Here is a 17193-nt window from a genome sequence, read left to right on the forward strand (position 1 = left end):
ACAGGAATGCAAGTAATTTTCGCAAATTACGACATTTTTCGTCATTTACGGATCATTAGCTCATGACGAACAGATAGAATAAAGCGGCCAATGCGAAGCGATACCACGCGAAATACTTAAGTTTGATTTTCTTCAATATTCTCAAGAAAGCCACGACGACAATCCATGCGACGAAAAAGGAAATGATAAAGCCGGTCAGCAAAAACCCGATATCGATATTGCCGGAACGGAACTGATCCAGATTACTGACCAACTCATAACACGTGGCAGCCGTCATAATCGGTATAGCTATGAAAAAGGAGAAGTCCGCTGAAGCCCGATAACTGACTCCCCCAAGCATACCTGCGGCAATAGTTGAGCCTGATCGCGAGAACCCCGGCCAAATAGCGGATACGCATTGCAATACTCCGATAAGGAGTGCTTGTCTGTACGTGATGTCATCCATCGTCTCGGCAGTGCGCTTGATTTTCCCGGAATCGTACAAGATCTCGGTAATCCACATATAGATCCCGCCTACTACAAGCGCCCATAAAACAGGAGCGGTATGAAACCCGATTTCTTTAATGTAATGACGGAAAAGAAACGCAACGGCCATCGGCGGAACGATCCCTAGCATAACGTGGATGAGATTGAGTCTGCGTTTAGGGAACGATTCCACAGAGAGCCCTTTGACCGATTCCTTTTTCCCGAGGCCGAGCACTTGAAAGATCTTGTGGCGGTACACGATCGCAATAGCGAGTATCGCCGCGAATTGGATCACGATTTCGAACGTCTTGAGCTGTTCGGGCGCTTCCTCGTAACCTAAAAGCTTGTTCGTCAGAATCATGTGGCCTGTCGAGGATACGGGGAGAAATTCGGTCAAACCTTCAATAATGCCTAGAATAACAGAATCAAACCAATGCAGCATAGTCGTCATTCACTCCTAATTCTTTATAGTGGGGGTAAAGTGCCTTGGTGCTATTCTGGAGCCTGCAACAACCAACGCGGCCTGCTGCAATCGGCGATCCATTCCTTCTCGTTAAGCGCGTCGGATAACAAATCCCGGATGAATTCCGGCAAGATATAACGGATATCGCGCCCCTCTTTAAGGCCGACATATCCAACGCCGAACGTAAACATATCCAATGTTCCCACTGAATATTCCCGATTCTCGTCCAGATCAACTCCATTGACCTTAACGCTCTTAATGCGATGATATGGAGCTTGGGCATCATCGACCGTAACTTCCAAACCATCAAAGCACAGAATCCCGAGCACGCGTCCCCGAAAACCGAAACCGCGAATCTCAAGCTCTTGGAACTCATGCAGCAAGCTTTCTTCCAAAGCCCTGACGATGAGATTGCCCATTAGTGTAATCTCGCAGGCGTTAATAGGGGAAGGGCAAATCGCGTGAATCGTCTCTTCCGTTACTTCCCCTGCCGGCAATCCTTGCAGCAGTTGGCCTGCGTTCACAAGCCCGATTTCCGCGCCTGTCGCATGCCTAACCGCGCAAGCAAGCAACGTGGGCAGCGGGGATTCTACATCATGGAGCCATTCCAGAGGCTCGGACAAATACGCGATCGGCTTGTTCATTGTTTGCCTCGCCTGAACGCGATAAGCTTCCACAAGGCTATCCAACTCCGGTTGCTGTGGTAAATGTTCCGTAGGTTGGCACCCTCCGGTAACTTTCATAAGCTTGTAGTCTGCTCCGAACTCTAGCTCTAGATGACCGATATAACTCCCGAACTTCCCCGCCGCGCATATATGGGTTTGCCCTATGACGAGCGGAACCTCGAGCAGATGATGAGTATGTCCTCCTAGAATGAGATCGATACCTTCCACGGCTGCAGCAAGCCGTTCGTCATGCCGCAAGCCTAAATGGGATAATACGATAATGACGTCCGCTTCAGGGCGCAGCCGGTCCATTTCGGTTTTCAAAATATCGAGCGGGTCCGCCGCATTCCAGCCAAGCAGATGATAATAATCGGTAAATGGCGCGGTTAAGCCGATCAACCCGATGCGGACGCCCGACTTCACCATTGTCATAGCAGGGATCATCCAAGAAGGACAATGTCCGGTTGCGCTTAGCGTCATGTTCGCGCAAATGATCGGAATGGGCATATCCTTAAACAACTCGTCGAGCTGTTCAAGCGTGTAGCTAAGCCCTTCATTATTTCCGAGCATTACGGCATCATAACCGATAAACTCCATAACCGCACGATTCGCGGCGCCTTGCGTACCTTCCGTCTCGATCCTGACACGATCCAGAAAATCGCCGCAATCGACCAAGATCAGTTGTTCCGGGGACAGCCCCATTCTCACGCGCTCTATATAACCGGCTATCCGTGAGGTTTCTTCGAAATGGCTATGCAGGTCATTCGTATGCAAAAGGGTAAGCGTTACGTTAGGTTCGGTCATCGGGATTTCAACCCTTTAGCAAGTTGGTTAGGCGAAATTTCATTCACGAATCCGTATTCCGCTTCTTCTCCAAGCGCAGCGTCGCTAACGAAACGCAAATAAACAACGCTTTTGACATTAAGGCAAGCGCTAGTTCCATCCGGAACATAGAGACGAATAGGCCGACCTTTAACGAGCGGCAGTCCGTTAACGGCGAATTGCAGCAGAGCGTTATTTAGTTGTCCCCAAGGGATTGTCGCCTGAAACTCGTCGGAAGCCCGAACGACCAGATGGGTCGGTTCAGCGTAAGTTTCGTTCAAAGATTGAATAAACAGCGAAAACCAGGAGCGCAAGTCAAAACCTTCTCCTTCCGCTCCGGGCACACGATTAGCTACAGGGAAGACGTCATTCGAAAGAGAGGCCATGTCTAGCGGCGTGGTCACGAATGGATCCTGATTCGGCAATATAACGGTTACGGACAATACTCTTCTCTCCTAACCGCCGATTTGCGACATACGCCGCACCGTCGGCACGTGGCTTTGTTTATCTCCCGCCAGCAAAGCGGCCATCTCATGGTTTTCCGGCTTGATGTCCATCGCCTTGAAGAACAATTGCTCCATGGCGGCCGGCGATCCCAGCGCGGGTCTTACGTTTAACTCGTCAACCCAGTATAGGCAAGGTTTAATGTGGCCGTCGGCAGTCAGCCTAAGCCTGTTGCAGTTTTTACAGAAATGCTCGCTAATGGGATGGATAAGGCCGAACGTTCCCGCTCCGCCTTTAATCCGCCAATTTTCCGACGGTCCGCTCCCTCTAGGGCCTTCATCCTGCATAAGCTCATAGCCGAGCCTAGCCGCTTCCTCCAGCACTCTGTTGAGCGGAAGGTAGTGATCCCGCCAGCCCGCGTCGTCATGACCGATCGGCATATATTCAATGAATCGGATGTGCAGAGGCTGCTCTATGGACAGCTTGAGGAATCGTCCGATTTCGTCTTCGTTTACCCCTTTTAACAATACGCAATTCAGCTTGATCGGAGTTAATCCTGCCTCGGCGGCAGCTTCTACGCCTTCCCAAACTTTATTCAAATCGCCGCGACGAGCAATGAACTTAAATCTCGTTGCATCCATCGTATCCAGGCTAATGTTAACGCGCCTGAGCCCCGCTTGCTTCAATTTCGCCGCTTGGGACGCAAGCAACAAGCCGTTGGTCGTAAGCGATATGTCTTCCACGCCCGGAAGCGCCGATAAACCGGCGACCAATTCCTCAAGTCCAGGCCTGACGAGCGGTTCTCCGCCCGTAATTCTAAATTTACGTATGCCTAGATTCGCGGCCGATGCCGCAACTTCGAGAATATCGGAATAGGAAAGCAGCTTATCCTGCTCCATGAAAACCATGCCTTCTTCCGGCATGCAATACAGGCATCGCAAATTACAGCGGTCGGTAACAGATATGCGTAAATAGGTATGCTTTCTCCCGAATCGGTCGTTCAATTCCGGCATCTTCACCCACTCCTCTGGCACCGAATTAGTGTCTCTCTAGCATAACATTTTCACAGACGATATGGTATGCTTGCTGGAGGGAATGTTTGCTTTTCACGGGAGGAAGCTGAACACGAAGATGACAAATACTTGGACCATTTCTTTATTCGCCGGCCTTGCCGAGCGCTTAAATACGCGAACGCTGTTCCTCGAATGGGAACAAACGGAGTTAAAAGCCGGACAAGTCAAGCAGCGTTTGGCCAACCTATTTCCGGAGCATGCCGATCTATTATCCGTTTGTTTCATGGCGCAAAATCAAGTCTATGCCCACGACGAAGCTATCGTTAAATTTAGCGACGAGTTGGCTTTGCTTCCGCCTGTGTCCGGAGGCACTGATGAAGCGCAGGATGATACCAAGGAATTGCATGAAGGGAAACGTTATATGATTTCCGACGACCCGATTGATGTAAATAGCGTGCTCTCAAGGGTATACCACCCCGACCACGGAGCCGCCATTGCTTTCGTAGGGACGACACGGGAGTGGACGGCCGGCAAAAGAACGGTCACGTTGGAATATGAAGCGTACGTTCCGATGGCCGAATCCGCCCTCGCGCAAATCGGAGAGGAAATTTCCGCGCGTTGGCCTGGAACCTTATGCGCCATTACCCATAGGATAGGCACCGTTGGAATAGGAGAAATAAGCGTCGTCATCGCCATCTCTTCCTCCCATCGGTCGGAAGCTTACGAGGCAAGCCGTTATGCGATAGAACGATTGAAACAGACAGTGCCGATTTGGAAAAAAGAAATATACGAGGATGGCACGGAGTGGAAAGGACATCAGCTCGGACCATGGGATCCTATCGCTTCGCTTGACGGTTCTGGAGGGGAAAAGCGATGACTTCACTTAGCGAGGATAGCCGTTATGCCAGACAGGTTCGTTACTCGGCAATTGGCGAGACAGGACAAGCGCGGCTCCTGCAATCTCATGCCGTAGTCGTCGGAGTTGGGGCGCTCGGCTGCGTAAGCGCCAATCATCTGGCCCGTGCGGGTGTCGGAAAGCTGACGTTGATCGATCGGGACATCGTGGACCGGAGCAACCTGCAGCGTCAGTTGCTCTATGACGAAGCGGATGCCGCGAACGGAACTCCGAAAGCCATCGCAGCCGCCTCCCGTTTAAAGGGAATCAATAGCGGCATTACCATAGTACCCCATGTAGCCGACTTGACTTCCTTTAACGCGGAGAAGCTTCTGACCGATTCGAATATCATTATCGACGGAACCGATAATTTCAGCGTGAGATACTTAATCAACGAAGTGAGCATTAAACACGGAATTCCTTGGATTTACGGCGGAGCGGTCGGCGCGTCGGGCATGACTTTGACGATTGTACCCGGGGCGACGCCTTGCTTAAGCTGCCTGTTTCCCGAACCTCCGCCGGGAGGTTCGTTGGATACGTGCGAGACAGCCGGCGTCCTCTCCCCTATCGTGGATACGATCGCCTCCATGCAAGTGATGGAAGCCATCAAATTGATGACAGGTCAACCGGAAGCGCTTCGTGGATCGCTGCTTCAAATTGACCTGTGGCAGCATCAATGGCAATCGTTGTCGGTTAAAGGAGCTAGAAGAACGGCTTGTCCGGTATGCGGGCAGCGCTGGTTCGAAGCTCTTGACGGGGATAACGGGCACGAGACCATGACGGCTTCACTCTGCGGTAGAAATACGGTACAAGTGTCGCCCGCCCGTCCTTTATCGCTTGATCTCCAATCGCTGGACCAACGTTTTAATAAAGCCGGACGTACCGAGATTAACCCCTACTCCCTGAGGTTGCATTTGCAGGACGGCCTCACGTTCCTTCTATTTACGGATGGACGCGCGCTTGTGATGGGCACTGACGATCCTCTGCGAGCTCGCCGAACTTATGCTGAGCTAATGGGAGAATAAACAGTGGAACTTCTCCTAGCGATGCCATTCCTCAACTTGTACATCTCGCAATATCCGTTCATGATCGGATAAGCGCACATCGCCTGCCACCTGAGATAAAGCATTCGCGCATCCGGCCGCCGCCGCATAACTCAAACATCGCGGCGCCGGCCAACCTCTTATGAAGCCATAGGCGTATCCCGCCACGAAAGCATCGCCGGAGCCGACCGTATTCACGGGTCTAAGCTTCGGTATTCGTACGCGGTATAGCTTACCTTCTGCGCCTGCAACCGCTCCTTCGCCTCCTAAGGTAACGACCACGTTTGGAATTCCCTTCTCCATAAGCGAAATAACCCCGCCATAGAGATCTTGTCCCCCCGATTTCTCCGTCTCGGCAAGCAGAGGAAGGATTTCATCCTCGTTCGGCTTTATGAATGACGGCTTGGCTGCCAAACCCTGCACTAGCGGCTCGCCGCTCGCGTCTAGGAAAACTTCCGCTCCCGCTTGCCGCGCAATTTCGATAAGCTCCGCATACAGCCCGGAAGAGAGCCCCTTCGGAATGCTTCCAGAGAAAATAACAAGCCCCGACTCCTCGCTCAGTCGCTGAAGCTTGCTCTTGAAGTTAACCAAATGCTCCTCGCGGATTTCCGGGCCCGGCTCCAACACCTCCGTAGAGGATCCGTCAGTGCGATCGATGAAATTCAGGCAAAGCCTAGACTCGCCGGACGCACCGACGAATTCTGATTCAATGCCGATCTTCCTCACCTGATCGATGATGAACTGGCCGTTGTAACCGCTGGCGAAACCGGTTGCCGCCACGTTCGAGTGCCCTAACTGGCGGAGCACCCGGGCAACGTTAACGCCTTTGCCGCCTGCCATCGACAGGATTTTTTCGGCTCTGATCACTTTTCCTTTGGCAAGGACCGGTACGTAATACGTTTTATCGATTGCCGCGTTTAAGGTTACGGTCGTTATTTTTGTTTTCATCAAAGATGGCCGTCCTTCTCGCCTATGCTTTGCCGATAGAGCCGCAAAGGCGCATTTTTTCGATCGCCGCCGCTTTCAAAGCTTGTTTGGCAGGAACCATGTATTTACGCGGATCGTTTTCTTCCGGATTGCCGGCGAACACTTTCTTAATCGCATCGGAGAAGACTATGCGCAATTCGGTAGCGACGTTCATCTTGGACATCCCAAGGGAGACGGCCCTCTTTACTTGGTCTTCGGGAATTCCGGAGCCGCCGTGAAGCACGAGAGGAACGGAAACTTTGGAGGCGATGCGGCCAATCCGGTCGAAATCGATATTCGGATCTCCTTTATAGATGCCGTGCGCCGTTCCGATCGCCGGGGCCAGAGTGTGAACGCCGGTCAGCTCCACGAAACGCGCGCATTCGTCCGGATCCGCAAGCAGAGCATCCCTCTCGTCGACCACGATGTCATCCTCAACGCCGCCGACCCGGCCAAGCTCCGCCTCGACATTGATGCCGACCGCGGATGCCGCTTCAACGACTTTGCGCGTTGCCGCTACATTTAAGTCAAAAGGATCATGGGAGGCGTCGATCATGACGGATGTATATCCCGCTCTAATACATTGCATGATGATGCTGAAATCCGAACAATGGTCCAAGTGCAACGCGATCGGTACGGAGCTTCTATTGGCTGCGACCGTTGCCGCGGCAGCAATATAATCGGCTCCCAAGTGTTTCACCGTTCCGACAGTAGACTGAATAATTAAAGGAGAACGCGTTTCCTCCGCCGCCTCAACGACGGCTTGCAGCATTTCCAGCGTATGAACGTTAAAAGCCCCGATGCAATAACCTCCGTCGCGTGCCGTTTGAAGAAGCGGAGTCGATGATACCAATGCCATGATGGATTCCTCCTGAGTTTTGATTTCTTTATAATTGATGTCTAGCGTACAATGCGCTTCCTATAATACCTGCATCGTCGTTGTGCTCAGCCGTGACTACCTTCAAACCTTCGCGATATTCAGGCAAGATCAAGTCAAGTAATTGTTCGCGCAGCGGCGCCATTATTCTTTCACCGGCCAATGCGCCGCCTCCGCCGACAATAATAACCTCCGGGCTTAATACCATCGTGGCTGCCGCTAATGCCCGACCGTTCAAAGCACCGGCACGAGTCAATATTTCCGTCGCCAATTGATCCCCGTCATCCATTGCCTTGGAAATATCCGCTGCCGTCAGGTTTTCAAGCGTATCGCCCGGGAACGCTTTATTGAGCAGGCTTTCACGCCCTTCCCGAATGGCTTTCTTCGCTTGTCTCACCATACCCGATGCGGACGCGACGGTTTCCAGACAACCGCTTAACCCGCACGCGCATTGTTCGTCAACGCCTTCCATTCGAACATGTCCGATTTCTCCGGCCAACGCTTTATAGCCATAGAAAATTTGGCCTTCAAGAACAATCGCTGCGGCAATGCCGGTACCGATCGTAATGCCGAGCACATGACCGGAACCGCGTCCCGCCCCCGCTATCGCTTCTCCGTAAACGTACATTCTAACGTCGTTGTCGATAAAGGCAGGGAGGCCGATAAGGGCTTCCAGCTCGGACGCTACCGGGATGTTACGCCAATTCAAATTGCTCGAATTTAGGGAAATTCCCGCCTTCGGATCTACAAGCCCAGGAATGCCTAAACCGACTCCGATGACCTCGTGCTCGCTTCCGAGCGTTTCGCGTATTTCCCCCACCATATCCGCAATGCGTCTAAGCACCTCGGAATGTCCAAGATGGGCTTCCGTCTTGCGCTTCAGCTTCCGAAGCACTCGTCCGTCTGCGTCCACCGCTCCGCAAACGATATTCGTTCCTCCGACATCCACCCCAATAGATAGACTCATCGAACTACCTACCTTTCCGCATCTAATGTCGCTTTATTCGCCGTATACACCTTTACATCCCCTAGATTCAAGGCGCTTAAAATAGACTCGCTAGGACGTTCGTCGGTAATGCAAGCGTGCAGCTCCGATAACGACGCCACGTGAAAGAGCGACGCACGGCCGACTTTCGTACGGTCGAACACGGCAATCGTTTTGCCGGATCTTTGCATCAGCAAGGCAGCGATGTTGGCTTCGAGCTCAGAGTAGGTACTTACCCCCTGCTCGTTAATGCCATCGATGCCCAAGAACATCTTATGGATGTTCAGTGCTTTGACCGTTTGTTCCGCAAGTGGACCGCACAGCTCAAAGCTTCTGTTGCGAAGAACGCCGCCCGTCAACACCACTTGAAGCTCATCGCTGTCCGCAAGCTCCATCGCGATATTTACCGCGTTCGTAACGACTGTAATATTGCGCCTTTTCTTCAGCGCCTTCGCGATAAAGAAAGTCGTCGTGCCTCCGGTTAAGCCGATGACGTCGCCTTCCTGCACGAGCGATGCCGCTCTTTCCGCGATAGCTTCTTTTTCCCGAAACAATTCGCTTTGCTTCTCATGAAACGGAACTTCGCGGATGATGCCCAAGCTTTCATACTTAGCTCCGCCGCCCATCGTCCGGATGACTCGGCCGGATTTCTCCAATTCCTCGAGATCCCGCCTTGCCGTCGCTTCCGAGCAATCGAATTTTTCCGTCATTTCCGGCAAAGAGATATTTCCGTACCGTTCCAGATAAGCCAGCACCTGCTCTTGCCGGTCCGATTTGTTGCGCGTCATCGCCATGCGCTCCCTTATACGATTAGATGGTAACGACCTGCGTCAAATTTCTCGGATGATCGGGATCTACGCCCTTTTTCATAGCCGTATAGAAGCCGAGATACTGAAGCAAAGGAAGGTATAATACCGCGCGGGCTTCATCGGAAAGCGAACCTCCGCCGATTTCGAACACTGCGTCCGCGAAGCTTGTGTCAGCGCCGCCGGCGGTTGTCACGAGCAACACGAACGCCCCGTAAGCTTTCATCTCTTCGGCGACTTTCAGCTCATACGCGCGAGCCTGTTCGGAAACGAGCAGGCAGACGAGCGTACCGGGTTCAATGACCGACTTCGGTCCATGACGGAATTCCAGCGTGCCGTAGCTTTCCGTCCAAACATAGGACATTTCCTTGAGCTTCAGGCATACTTCCTGCCCCAATCCGTAATAAGCTCCCATTCCTAAATAAATATATTTGTTGAACGCGTTCTCTTCGACCAAGCTCTCGGCAAAGCCTTTTCCGTGAACGACGACGTCCCCTTGAAGAGCAAGAACACTTTCCATCTCAGAAAAGTGAGCGGAGCCGGCTGCTGACGCTATGGCCGCCTGCATCATATACGTCATGCTGCTGAACGACTTTGTCATTACGGTGCTCTTCTCTTTGCCTAACGGGGAAACAAGGCATTCGGCCATGACGCCCAGACGACTGGTTTCATAACAGGTAATACCGCAGGTTGTCCAGTTGGCCAGCTCTTTTACCGAATCCAATGCCAATATGACTTCCGAAGATTCGCCGGAGCGGGAAACTCCAACAAGCAGCACTTTGCGTCCGCGAGCGACCGATTGATCCCGGAATAGAAAAATATCCGAGGACGGCAATGCGCTCGCGCTTCGGCCAAGCCAAACACGGAACGTTGTCGCCATCACCTGCGCTTGATAATAGGAGGAACCGGATCCAATGAAGACGACCTCATCGTACTCCGCGTTGCCGATATATTTGTTCACCCAACTTTGTTGCTGCTTTAATTGCTCCCAAGCAGCGGATAGCGCTTCGGCCTGCCCGCCGATTTCGGGAAGGGTTAAAATTCCTCTTGTCAAAGAAACCACTCCAATCTCGTTTTTTCGTTCATATTGCAATTATATTTCATAAACACTGAAATTTTCAATCATTATTTTGATTAATAATTTCATAAAATGCAAAAAACGCGTTGCGAAAAACAATCCGAAGCCATGTCACGGACGTTAAAATTTCAGCGAGCTTGAAAACTATTTTATTGCAAGAAAACGCTTTAGTTGGTAGCATATACAATAGAATTAATTGGAGAAATTTCTCAAACATTCGAATATCCTGTCGAGGTGCGGCATGAGAGTCCATATTACCGATGTACGACCAGGAGATCGATTAGCGGAGGATATATTCAACTCCTTCGGGCTGCATGTCCTTTCCAAAGGCGCAACGCTTAACGAAAAAGAGCTAACAAGGATGTACCAGCACCAAATTGATTATATCGAGATTGAATGGCGCCCAAGCGCGAGCTCCCCCCAACCGGAGGAACCTGCGCAAACCCCTGCGTTCAATCCGCTGCTCCGTCCGCTCTACAACGATGCGATTGCCGGAGCCGAGCAACTGTTCGAACGCGCGCTTAAGGATGGTCGTATTTACGAAGAGGACATACAGGAAAGTTTTCAGCCTCTCGTCGAGAACTTCCGGGCTGAACGTGACGTCGTCTCCTTGCTGCTTATGCTTAATAGCCAAGACGACTACACCTACCAGCATTCCGTGCAGGTTGGCATGCTCAGCTATTATATCGCCAGGTGGCTCGGCTGGAGTGAGGAAGAGACCGTACGGGCAGGCAAGGCGGGATTTCTGCACGACATCGGCAAATGCAAAATAGACGATGTCATATTGAGCAAACCGAATAAGCTTACCGATGAAGAATTCCAGGAAATCAAAAACCATCCCAAGTTCGGTTACGATATATTAAAAAATTCATTTGACGATCCGGCCGTCGCGTTAGCCGCATTGCAGCACCATGAGCGGATGAACGGCACAGGGTATCCTCTTGGATTAACAAGCGAAAATATACACCCGATGGCCAGAGTCGTTGCGGTCGCAGACGTATACAGCGCCATGATCTCCTCCCGCGTATACAGCGACAAGAGAGATCTGCTGCACGTTCTGAGAGAAATGTACGAGCTCAGCTTTCAGGAATTGGATCCTGTAATCACCCATACCTTCATCCGTCATATGGTTCCGAATTTCATTGGGAAAAAGGTTGAGCTGACGAATGGGCAGACGGGCACCATCGTGATGACGCATCCGACCGATTTCTTTCGCCCTCTCGTTCAAGTAGACGAGCAATTCATTGATTTATCCGTTCAGCGTAAGCTGGAAATCAGCCAAGTCTTTATGTAATAAAGGCAGTTCCCCGTTATCAAGGGAACTGCCTTTCCAGTTTATGACGGAAGGAAGCGTTTGGCGTATAGAAAAGTTTCTTTCCAGTAATCCTTGTTAATCGGCGTGATCTGAACGCCATCTTCCGGCTTCGGACTGGAATGGATCATATTGCCTTCCCCCATGTAGATGCCTACGTGCCCGACGGTTTCATTGCTTTTGAACCGGCCCGGCACATAGAAGAACAGCAAATCTCCCGCCTGCAGCATGTCCCGGGCGACGAAAGTTCCTCCTTCTGCCTGTTGACCGGCAACTCGGGGGAGTTTAACGCCAAACTTATCAAACACGTATTGAGTAAACGATGAACAATCGAATTTTCCCGTTTCGCTATATGACCCCGTCCCGAATTCATATTTAATGCCTAAATATTTCTTGGCGAATGCAATGATGTTTGCATGATCGTCCGCGCCAATGGCAACCGTCATGGCAGGCTTAACGGCTTTCGCCGATTGCGCGGATTTGGCGGATTTCGCCGGTTTGCTATCCGCGAAATCCAAATGCCGGCCGGATGCCCCCGTTTCGTGCGGAGTGGGCTTAGGGAAAAACGCCACATCATCCGTTTCTACCGCGAACACCGTCACGTGACCGAACAGCTTATGCAGCGCGGATACGGGAATGTATAGCTGATTGCCTTCCTTAATCGCCGAGGCAGGCATTCGCATTTTTTTACCTGTGATAGCTACCGTGCTTTGACCCGTCCGAAAAATCCAAGCCGCGTCATTGTCGCCTACTCCATAAGAACCGTCCCGCAGCCAAGCTCCATGATAACCCGTTGCTTGAGTTAAATCGGCTAAAGATACGTAAGCCGTGTTCTGGAGTGTGCGAATCGGTACGATATGGCGCCCTTCCGTCAACTCCGCCGGAGATTTCCCGCCAGTACGTACTTTCACGGGGCCGGAGTGCTGCTTTAAGTTCATCGTATCGCCCGGATTCCTCACGCAACCGGATAGTAAAACAAGGACGATTGCCAACGGTAATAATCTCATGAGTTTCATCGAGGTTGAGCCGCCTTCCAAAGGGATGTTTAACTCCCTCTAGGATGGCGCTCGCTTGTTCCATTTATGCCAATTCCAATAATAAAGGCAGTTTCCGAGTTAACGGGAACTGCCTTTAGCTTTATTTTGGTTTCGGCATAAGCCAAGCGTGGTCGGGATCGTTATGAAACTTCCACAACCTCTTCGGCCCGGCCATTACGTTCAAGTAATATACCTCGTAGCCCGGAGGGGCCGACACTGGGTGGTAGCCCCGCGGTACCAGCACCGCTTCGCCGTTCCTCACGGCGAGCGTCTCGTCGAGCGATCTGTCATCGGTATATACCCGTTGGATGGCAAAGCCTTGCTCGGGCTGCACCCGGAAATAATAGGTTTCCTCAAGCAATGATTCATCCGGCAGCGCATCCCGATCGTGCTTATGCGGAGGATAGCTGGACCAATGTCCTTCCGGCGTGAACACTTCAACTACAAGCAAGGAATCCGCAGGCTCCCCTTCGGGTAAAATGTTATGAATTTGCCGTTCCACGTTGCCTTGTCCTCTCGTCTCGACACCGACTTGCTCCGGAGAAATCAAGCGGGCCTCATGCGATCCGTTACCCGGAGCGGAGCATACTGCCAGCTCCAGATCCGTCAAAGCTTGCACCTCGAAGCGATCCCCGTTCGGGACATAGACCGAATAAGGCGGCGTCTTCTCGAACACGCTCATTCGTTTGCCGATGTTCGTCCATTCGTTGCGAGAAGTCCGAACATCGGCTCTACCGCTTAGCAGTACCAGGCATACTTCTTGAGTTCCCGTATTTCGCTGCAGCGTTTCGCCTGCCTTGAGGTGTACCGCTTCGAATCCGACATAAGTCCATCCGGCGGATTCCGGCGTAATCGACAGGACGGAACCGTCGTCTTTCGGCTGCTTCAGGGGTTTTACGATTAAATCAGACATTTAGACTTCTCCTCCCGCTCTGCCCGAGCTGCCGAACAGACGCATCTTCGCGCTTACGGACGTTTGTATGGCGTTCCGCGCCGGAATCAAGTAATGGCGCGGATCGTAAGCTTCGGGATGCTCCTGCAAATAAGACCGAATGGCGGTCGTGCAGGCGATTTGATTGTCCGTATTTACGTTGATCTTGGCGGTTCCAAGCGATATCGCCCGGCGGATTTCCTCATCCGGCAAGCCGCTGCCGCCGTGAAGAACAAGGGGAAGGCCGGTCAACCGCCGAATTTCCCCCATCCGATCGAAACCCAACTTCGGTTGTCCCCGGTATGGACCGTGAACCGAGCCAAGTGCCGGTGCCAAACAATCGACGCCCGTTTCCCTCACAAGGCGAACGCAATCTTCCGTTACGGCGTACATCGCCTCGGCCTCATCAACTACGAGATCGTCCTCCCGCCCGGTGATTCGGCCGAGTTCGGCTTCCACGGTCGCACCTAGTACATGAGCCGCTTCCGTCACGCGCTGGGTGATATCGATATTTCGCTCAAGCTCATGGTGGGAAGCGTCGATCATAACCGACGTGAAACCGGATTGAAGCGCGCGAATGCACACCTCATAGGTAGAACCATGATCCAAGTGAAGCGCTACGGGCACGGTAATCCCATAATTCTCGATCAATGCTTTAACCATACCCGTAATGAAGGGCAATCCGCCCATATAAGGGATATAAGCCTCGCTTACGCCAAGGATGACAGGCGAACGTTCCTCATTTGCCGCGAGCAATATGGCCTGCGTGAACTCCAGGTTGTTGAGATTGAACTGACCGACCGCATATTGGCCGGCTAATGCTTCTTCAAGCATCGCTTTCATCGATACGAGAGCCAAGGGATTCATTCCTTCCGTTTCCGGTACAGTCGACCGCTTACCAGCGAGCCGTTACCATCTTTTTGCGCGTATAGAATTCCACGCCATCGGTGCCATTCGCATGGAGATCGCCGTAGAACGATTTCTTCCAGCCCGAGAACGGGAAGAACGCCATCGGAGCGGGCACGCCCAGGTTAACGCCGAGCATTCCCGCCTCGATGTTCTCGCGGAATTTCCGTACGTTGCTGCCGTCTTGAGTGAAGATGCAGGCGCCGTTAGCAAAGTCGGAACGGTTGGAGAGCTCGATAGCCTCATCCAACGTATCCACCCGCGCTATCGACAATACCGGCGCGAATATTTCGTCTTTCCATATTTTCATTTCGCTTGTGACTTTATCGAAGATAGTTGGTCCGACGAAATAACCATTGCCGCTCGCGGCCGTATCCAAACGTCCGTCGCGAAGTAAATGAGCGCCTTCGCTTTCGCCCGTTTCGATATAACCGTGCGTGCGCTCCTTATGCGGGCCGCGGATAACGGGGCCGAGGAACACGTCTTTGTCCATTCCGTTGCCGATCGTCAGCCCATTGGCTGCCGCAACCAGCTTCTCGATGAGCGGATCGGCAACTTCGCCGACGGCTACGACAACGGCGCAAGCCATACATCGCTCGCCTGCGGAACCGAAAGCCGCATTAACGATCTGCTGCACCGTACCATCCAAGTCCGCGTCAGGCATAACGATGCTGTGGTTTTTGGCACCAGCCAGCGCTTGCACTCTTTTGCCATGCGAAGTACCGGTTTTGTACACATATTCCGCCACCGGCTGGGAGCCGACGAACGAAATCGCTTTGACATCCGGATGCTCAAGCAGCCCGTTCACGACATCGTGTGCGCCGTGCACCACGTTCAGCACGCCGTCAGGCAAACCGGCTTCCTTGAACAGCTCAGCCAAGCGATTCGCCAGCATTGGCGTACGCTCCGAAGGCTTGAGCACGAACGTATTGCCGCAAGCGATCGCGAGCGGGAACATCCAGCAAGGCACCATCATCGGGAAATTAAACGGCGTAATGCCGCCTATGACGCCGATCGGGTACCGGTACATCCCGGATTCTACATTCGTTGCGATGTCCGGAAGCTGCTTGCCCATCATCAGGGTAGGCGCGCCAGCCGCGAATTCCACGCATTCGATGCCGCGTTGGACTTCCCCGTAAGCTTCTGAGTAGTTTTTGCCGTTCTCCAATGTGATAATCCGAGCCAGCTCTTCCCAATTGTCCACGAGAAGCTGCTGGTATTTGAACAAGACGCGGGCCCGGCGCGGAACTGCCGTGCGACTCCAGGCTACGAATGCATCTTTAGAGTTTTGGACGGCTGCATCAACGTCTTCTCTCGAAGACAAAGGAACAAGGGCGATCGTTTCTCCGGTAGCCGGGTTATAAACATCGTCCGTCTTGCCTGAAGCGGAAGCAACCCATTGGCCGCCGATGAAGTTTTTAATCGCTGTGGGTGCAATTGTTTGAGTCATATCGGGTATTCTCCTCTCGAATTAAGCTTGTTTAGCTGCACTCATAAAATCTTCTACTTGATTAACGGTCGGCATCGCATCGGAGCAACTGTGACTGGAGATGACGATGGAAGCGCACGCGCTGCCGAACTCCATGCTGCGGCTGACGCTCCAACCTTGCATAAGGCCGTAAATGAAACCGGCCGCATAAGAATCGCCCGCTCCGAATGTTTTGATGACTTTCGCCGGGAATATCGAGCCCCGATGCGAGCTGCCGTCTTTGCCGTAAGCGATCGAGCCGTCCTTGCCGTGTTTGATGACGACGATTTCTGCGTGATGGCCGAACCACTGCGCGGCGGTCACTTCGTCGCTGCGTTCCGTGTTGCCGTCGAACTGCTCCAGCATGTCGAACTCCTCGCGAGTTCCGATGATGATGTCGCTTTTCTCAGCCGCCGCATGATAGTAGATCGCCGTTTCCTGCGTATTGGTCCACGTATAAGGCCGATAGTCGATATCGAATACAACCTTCGTTCCGTGCTTGCGGGCATAACGGAGGGCGAGCAACACAGCCTCGCGAGAAGGGCTCTTCGCCAGCGCGGTGCCGGACACGAGCAGCACTTTGCTTCTCGCGATGAGCGCTTCGTCAACTTCTCCCGGCGCGAGCTTAAGATCCGCGACATTATCCCGGTACATGAGAATGCTGCAGTCTTCGGGGCTTTTGATTTCCGTAAAGGCAAGGCCCGTAACCGCACCGGTGCGGTCCGTCGTAACGCCTGACGTCTCAATGCCGTTGTCGCGCAAGTATTGGACGATAAATCTTCCCATCTGGTCGTCGGCCACTTTGCCGATAAATGCCGTTGTCATGTCCAAGCGAGACATGCCGATAGCGATATTGGCGGGGGAACCGCCGACGTATTTGGTAAATGTCATCGTCTCTTCCATCGGACGATTGATTTCGTTGGCGTTCAAATCGATGCATAGCCGGCCGATCGCTACAAAATCGAGCGATTTGTCGGTTGCGAATGAAATAGGCTCCATCGAATTCCCTTCTTTCTT

Annotated in this window: 17 protein-coding genes; 3 read left to right on the plus strand and 14 right to left on the minus strand. The window is 52.5% G+C overall.

Going from position 1 to position 17193, the window contains the following annotated elements:
* Positions 1 to 55 precede the first annotated feature (55 nt).
* The 4 genes from K7P76_RS13345 to moaA are packed head-to-tail and all read right to left on the minus strand — an operon-like array spanning position 56 to position 3872.
* Complete coding sequence (locus tag K7P76_RS13345; protein WP_232185796.1) at positions 56 to 907, minus strand: undecaprenyl-diphosphate phosphatase; 852 nt, start codon at positions 905 to 907, stop codon at positions 56 to 58.
* 50 nt (positions 908 to 957) lie between these two features.
* Entirely contained in the window at positions 958 to 2397 is a 1440-nt protein-coding gene (locus K7P76_RS13350) for a bifunctional metallophosphatase/5'-nucleotidase (RefSeq protein ID WP_232185797.1), read from the minus strand.
* Positions 2394 to 2858, minus strand: coding sequence for a hypothetical protein (locus K7P76_RS13355; protein WP_232185798.1), 465 nt, complete (start codon positions 2856 to 2858; stop codon positions 2394 to 2396). The genes K7P76_RS13350 and K7P76_RS13355 overlap by 4 nt, the downstream gene beginning before the upstream one ends.
* A gap of 12 nt (positions 2859 to 2870) precedes the next feature.
* A complete protein-coding gene (gene moaA, locus K7P76_RS13360; RefSeq protein WP_232185799.1) occupies positions 2871 to 3872 on the minus strand; it encodes a GTP 3',8-cyclase MoaA in 1002 nt (333 codons plus the stop codon).
* 118 nt (positions 3873 to 3990) lie between these two features.
* Here moaA and K7P76_RS13365 point away from each other — a divergent pair, with 118 nt between their 5' ends.
* Both K7P76_RS13365 and K7P76_RS13370 read left to right on the plus strand, forming a co-directional pair.
* The gene (locus tag K7P76_RS13365; protein WP_232185800.1) at positions 3991 to 4749 is read left to right on the plus strand and encodes a molybdenum cofactor biosynthesis protein MoaE; all 759 of its coding nucleotides are present in this window, start codon (positions 3991 to 3993) and stop codon (positions 4747 to 4749) included.
* Entirely contained in the window at positions 4746 to 5792 is a 1047-nt protein-coding gene (locus K7P76_RS13370) for a ThiF family adenylyltransferase (RefSeq protein WP_232185801.1), read from the plus strand. Before K7P76_RS13365 ends, K7P76_RS13370 begins: the two co-directional genes overlap by 4 nt.
* A 15-nt stretch (positions 5793 to 5807) precedes the next feature.
* On the opposite strand, the gene K7P76_RS13375 is transcribed toward K7P76_RS13370, so the two are convergent.
* From K7P76_RS13375 to K7P76_RS13395, 5 genes are read right to left on the minus strand one after another with little or no spacing between them, the layout of a single operon-like run.
* Positions 5808 to 6758, minus strand: a complete 951-nt coding sequence (locus tag K7P76_RS13375; RefSeq protein ID WP_232185802.1) for a 1-phosphofructokinase family hexose kinase — start codon at positions 6756 to 6758, stop codon at positions 5808 to 5810.
* A 22-nt stretch (positions 6759 to 6780) separates the two neighbouring features.
* Positions 6781 to 7635, minus strand: a complete 855-nt coding sequence (gene fba, locus K7P76_RS13380; protein ID WP_232185803.1) for a class II fructose-1,6-bisphosphate aldolase — start codon at positions 7633 to 7635, stop codon at positions 6781 to 6783.
* A 28-nt stretch (positions 7636 to 7663) separates the two neighbouring features.
* Positions 7664 to 8620 (minus strand): ROK family protein, encoded by a 957-nt coding sequence (locus tag K7P76_RS13385; RefSeq protein WP_232185804.1) that lies wholly within the window; start codon positions 8618 to 8620, stop codon positions 7664 to 7666.
* 8 nt (positions 8621 to 8628) lie between these two features.
* Positions 8629 to 9426 carry a DeoR/GlpR family DNA-binding transcription regulator gene (locus K7P76_RS13390; protein WP_232185805.1) on the minus strand — a complete coding sequence of 266 codons (798 nt, stop codon included), beginning with the start codon at positions 9424 to 9426 and terminating at the stop codon, positions 8629 to 8631.
* A gap of 22 nt (positions 9427 to 9448) precedes the next feature.
* Complete coding sequence (locus tag K7P76_RS13395) at positions 9449 to 10498, minus strand: SIS domain-containing protein (RefSeq protein WP_232185806.1); 1050 nt, start codon at positions 10496 to 10498, stop codon at positions 9449 to 9451.
* 265 nt (positions 10499 to 10763) lie between these two features.
* Here K7P76_RS13395 and K7P76_RS13400 point away from each other — a divergent pair, with 265 nt between their 5' ends.
* Positions 10764 to 11816, plus strand: a complete 1053-nt coding sequence (locus K7P76_RS13400; RefSeq protein ID WP_232185807.1) for an HD-GYP domain-containing protein — start codon at positions 10764 to 10766, stop codon at positions 11814 to 11816.
* Positions 11817 to 11857: 41 nt separating this feature from the next.
* Here K7P76_RS13400 and K7P76_RS13405 read toward each other — a convergent pair whose 3' ends face one another.
* The 5 genes from K7P76_RS13405 to iolC all read right to left on the minus strand — a co-directional run bounded on the left by K7P76_RS13405 (position 11858) and on the right by iolC (position 17175).
* Positions 11858 to 12850, minus strand: coding sequence for a C40 family peptidase (locus tag K7P76_RS13405; RefSeq protein ID WP_232185808.1), 993 nt, complete (start codon positions 12848 to 12850; stop codon positions 11858 to 11860).
* 121 nt (positions 12851 to 12971) lie between these two features.
* On the minus strand, positions 12972 to 13784 hold the full coding sequence (gene iolB / locus K7P76_RS13410; RefSeq protein WP_232185809.1) for a 5-deoxy-glucuronate isomerase: 813 nt from the start codon (positions 13782 to 13784) through the stop codon (positions 12972 to 12974).
* Positions 13785 to 14660 (minus strand): class II fructose-1,6-bisphosphate aldolase, encoded by an 876-nt coding sequence (fba, locus tag K7P76_RS13415; RefSeq protein WP_232185966.1) that lies wholly within the window; start codon positions 14658 to 14660, stop codon positions 13785 to 13787.
* Between the two features lie 37 nt (positions 14661 to 14697).
* The gene (locus K7P76_RS13420) at positions 14698 to 16158 is read right to left on the minus strand and encodes a CoA-acylating methylmalonate-semialdehyde dehydrogenase (RefSeq protein WP_232185810.1); all 1461 of its coding nucleotides are present in this window, start codon (positions 16156 to 16158) and stop codon (positions 14698 to 14700) included.
* A gap of 21 nt (positions 16159 to 16179) precedes the next feature.
* A complete protein-coding gene (gene iolC, locus K7P76_RS13425) occupies positions 16180 to 17175 on the minus strand; it encodes a 5-dehydro-2-deoxygluconokinase (RefSeq protein WP_232185811.1) in 996 nt (331 codons plus the stop codon).
* Positions 17176 to 17193: the final 18 nt, after the last annotated feature.

This window comes from Cohnella silvisoli, from assembly GCF_021190915.1.
Classification (GTDB): domain Bacteria; phylum Bacillota; class Bacilli; order Paenibacillales; family Paenibacillaceae; genus Cohnella; species Cohnella silvisoli.

Coding starts and splice junctions, on each gene's coding strand:
- K7P76_RS13345 (WP_232185796.1), bottom strand. CDS start 907: ATGCTGCATTGGTTTGATTCTGTTATTCTAGGCATTATTGAAGGTTTG.
- K7P76_RS13350 (WP_232185797.1), bottom strand. CDS start 2,397: ATGACCGAACCTAACGTAACGCTTACCCTTTTGCATACGAATGACCTG.
- moaA (WP_232185799.1), bottom strand. CDS start 3,872: ATGCCGGAATTGAACGACCGATTCGGGAGAAAGCATACCTATTTACGC.
- K7P76_RS13365 (WP_232185800.1), top strand. CDS start 3,991: ATGACAAATACTTGGACCATTTCTTTATTCGCCGGCCTTGCCGAGCGC.
- K7P76_RS13370 (WP_232185801.1), top strand. CDS start 4,746: ATGACTTCACTTAGCGAGGATAGCCGTTATGCCAGACAGGTTCGTTAC.
- K7P76_RS13375 (WP_232185802.1), bottom strand. CDS start 6,758: ATGAAAACAAAAATAACGACCGTAACCTTAAACGCGGCAATCGATAAA.
- fba (WP_232185803.1), bottom strand. CDS start 7,635: ATGGCATTGGTATCATCGACTCCGCTTCTTCAAACGGCACGCGACGGA.
- K7P76_RS13385 (WP_232185804.1), bottom strand. CDS start 8,620: ATGAGTCTATCTATTGGGGTGGATGTCGGAGGAACGAATATCGTTTGC.
- K7P76_RS13390 (WP_232185805.1), bottom strand. CDS start 9,426: ATGACGCGCAACAAATCGGACCGGCAAGAGCAGGTGCTGGCTTATCTG.
- K7P76_RS13400 (WP_232185807.1), top strand. CDS start 10,764: ATGAGAGTCCATATTACCGATGTACGACCAGGAGATCGATTAGCGGAG.
- K7P76_RS13405 (WP_232185808.1), bottom strand. CDS start 12,850: ATGAAACTCATGAGATTATTACCGTTGGCAATCGTCCTTGTTTTACTA.
- iolB (WP_232185809.1), bottom strand. CDS start 13,784: ATGTCTGATTTAATCGTAAAACCCCTGAAGCAGCCGAAAGACGACGGT.
- K7P76_RS13420 (WP_232185810.1), bottom strand. CDS start 16,158: ATGACTCAAACAATTGCACCCACAGCGATTAAAAACTTCATCGGCGGC.
- iolC (WP_232185811.1), bottom strand. CDS start 17,175: ATGGAGCCTATTTCATTCGCAACCGACAAATCGCTCGATTTTGTAGCG.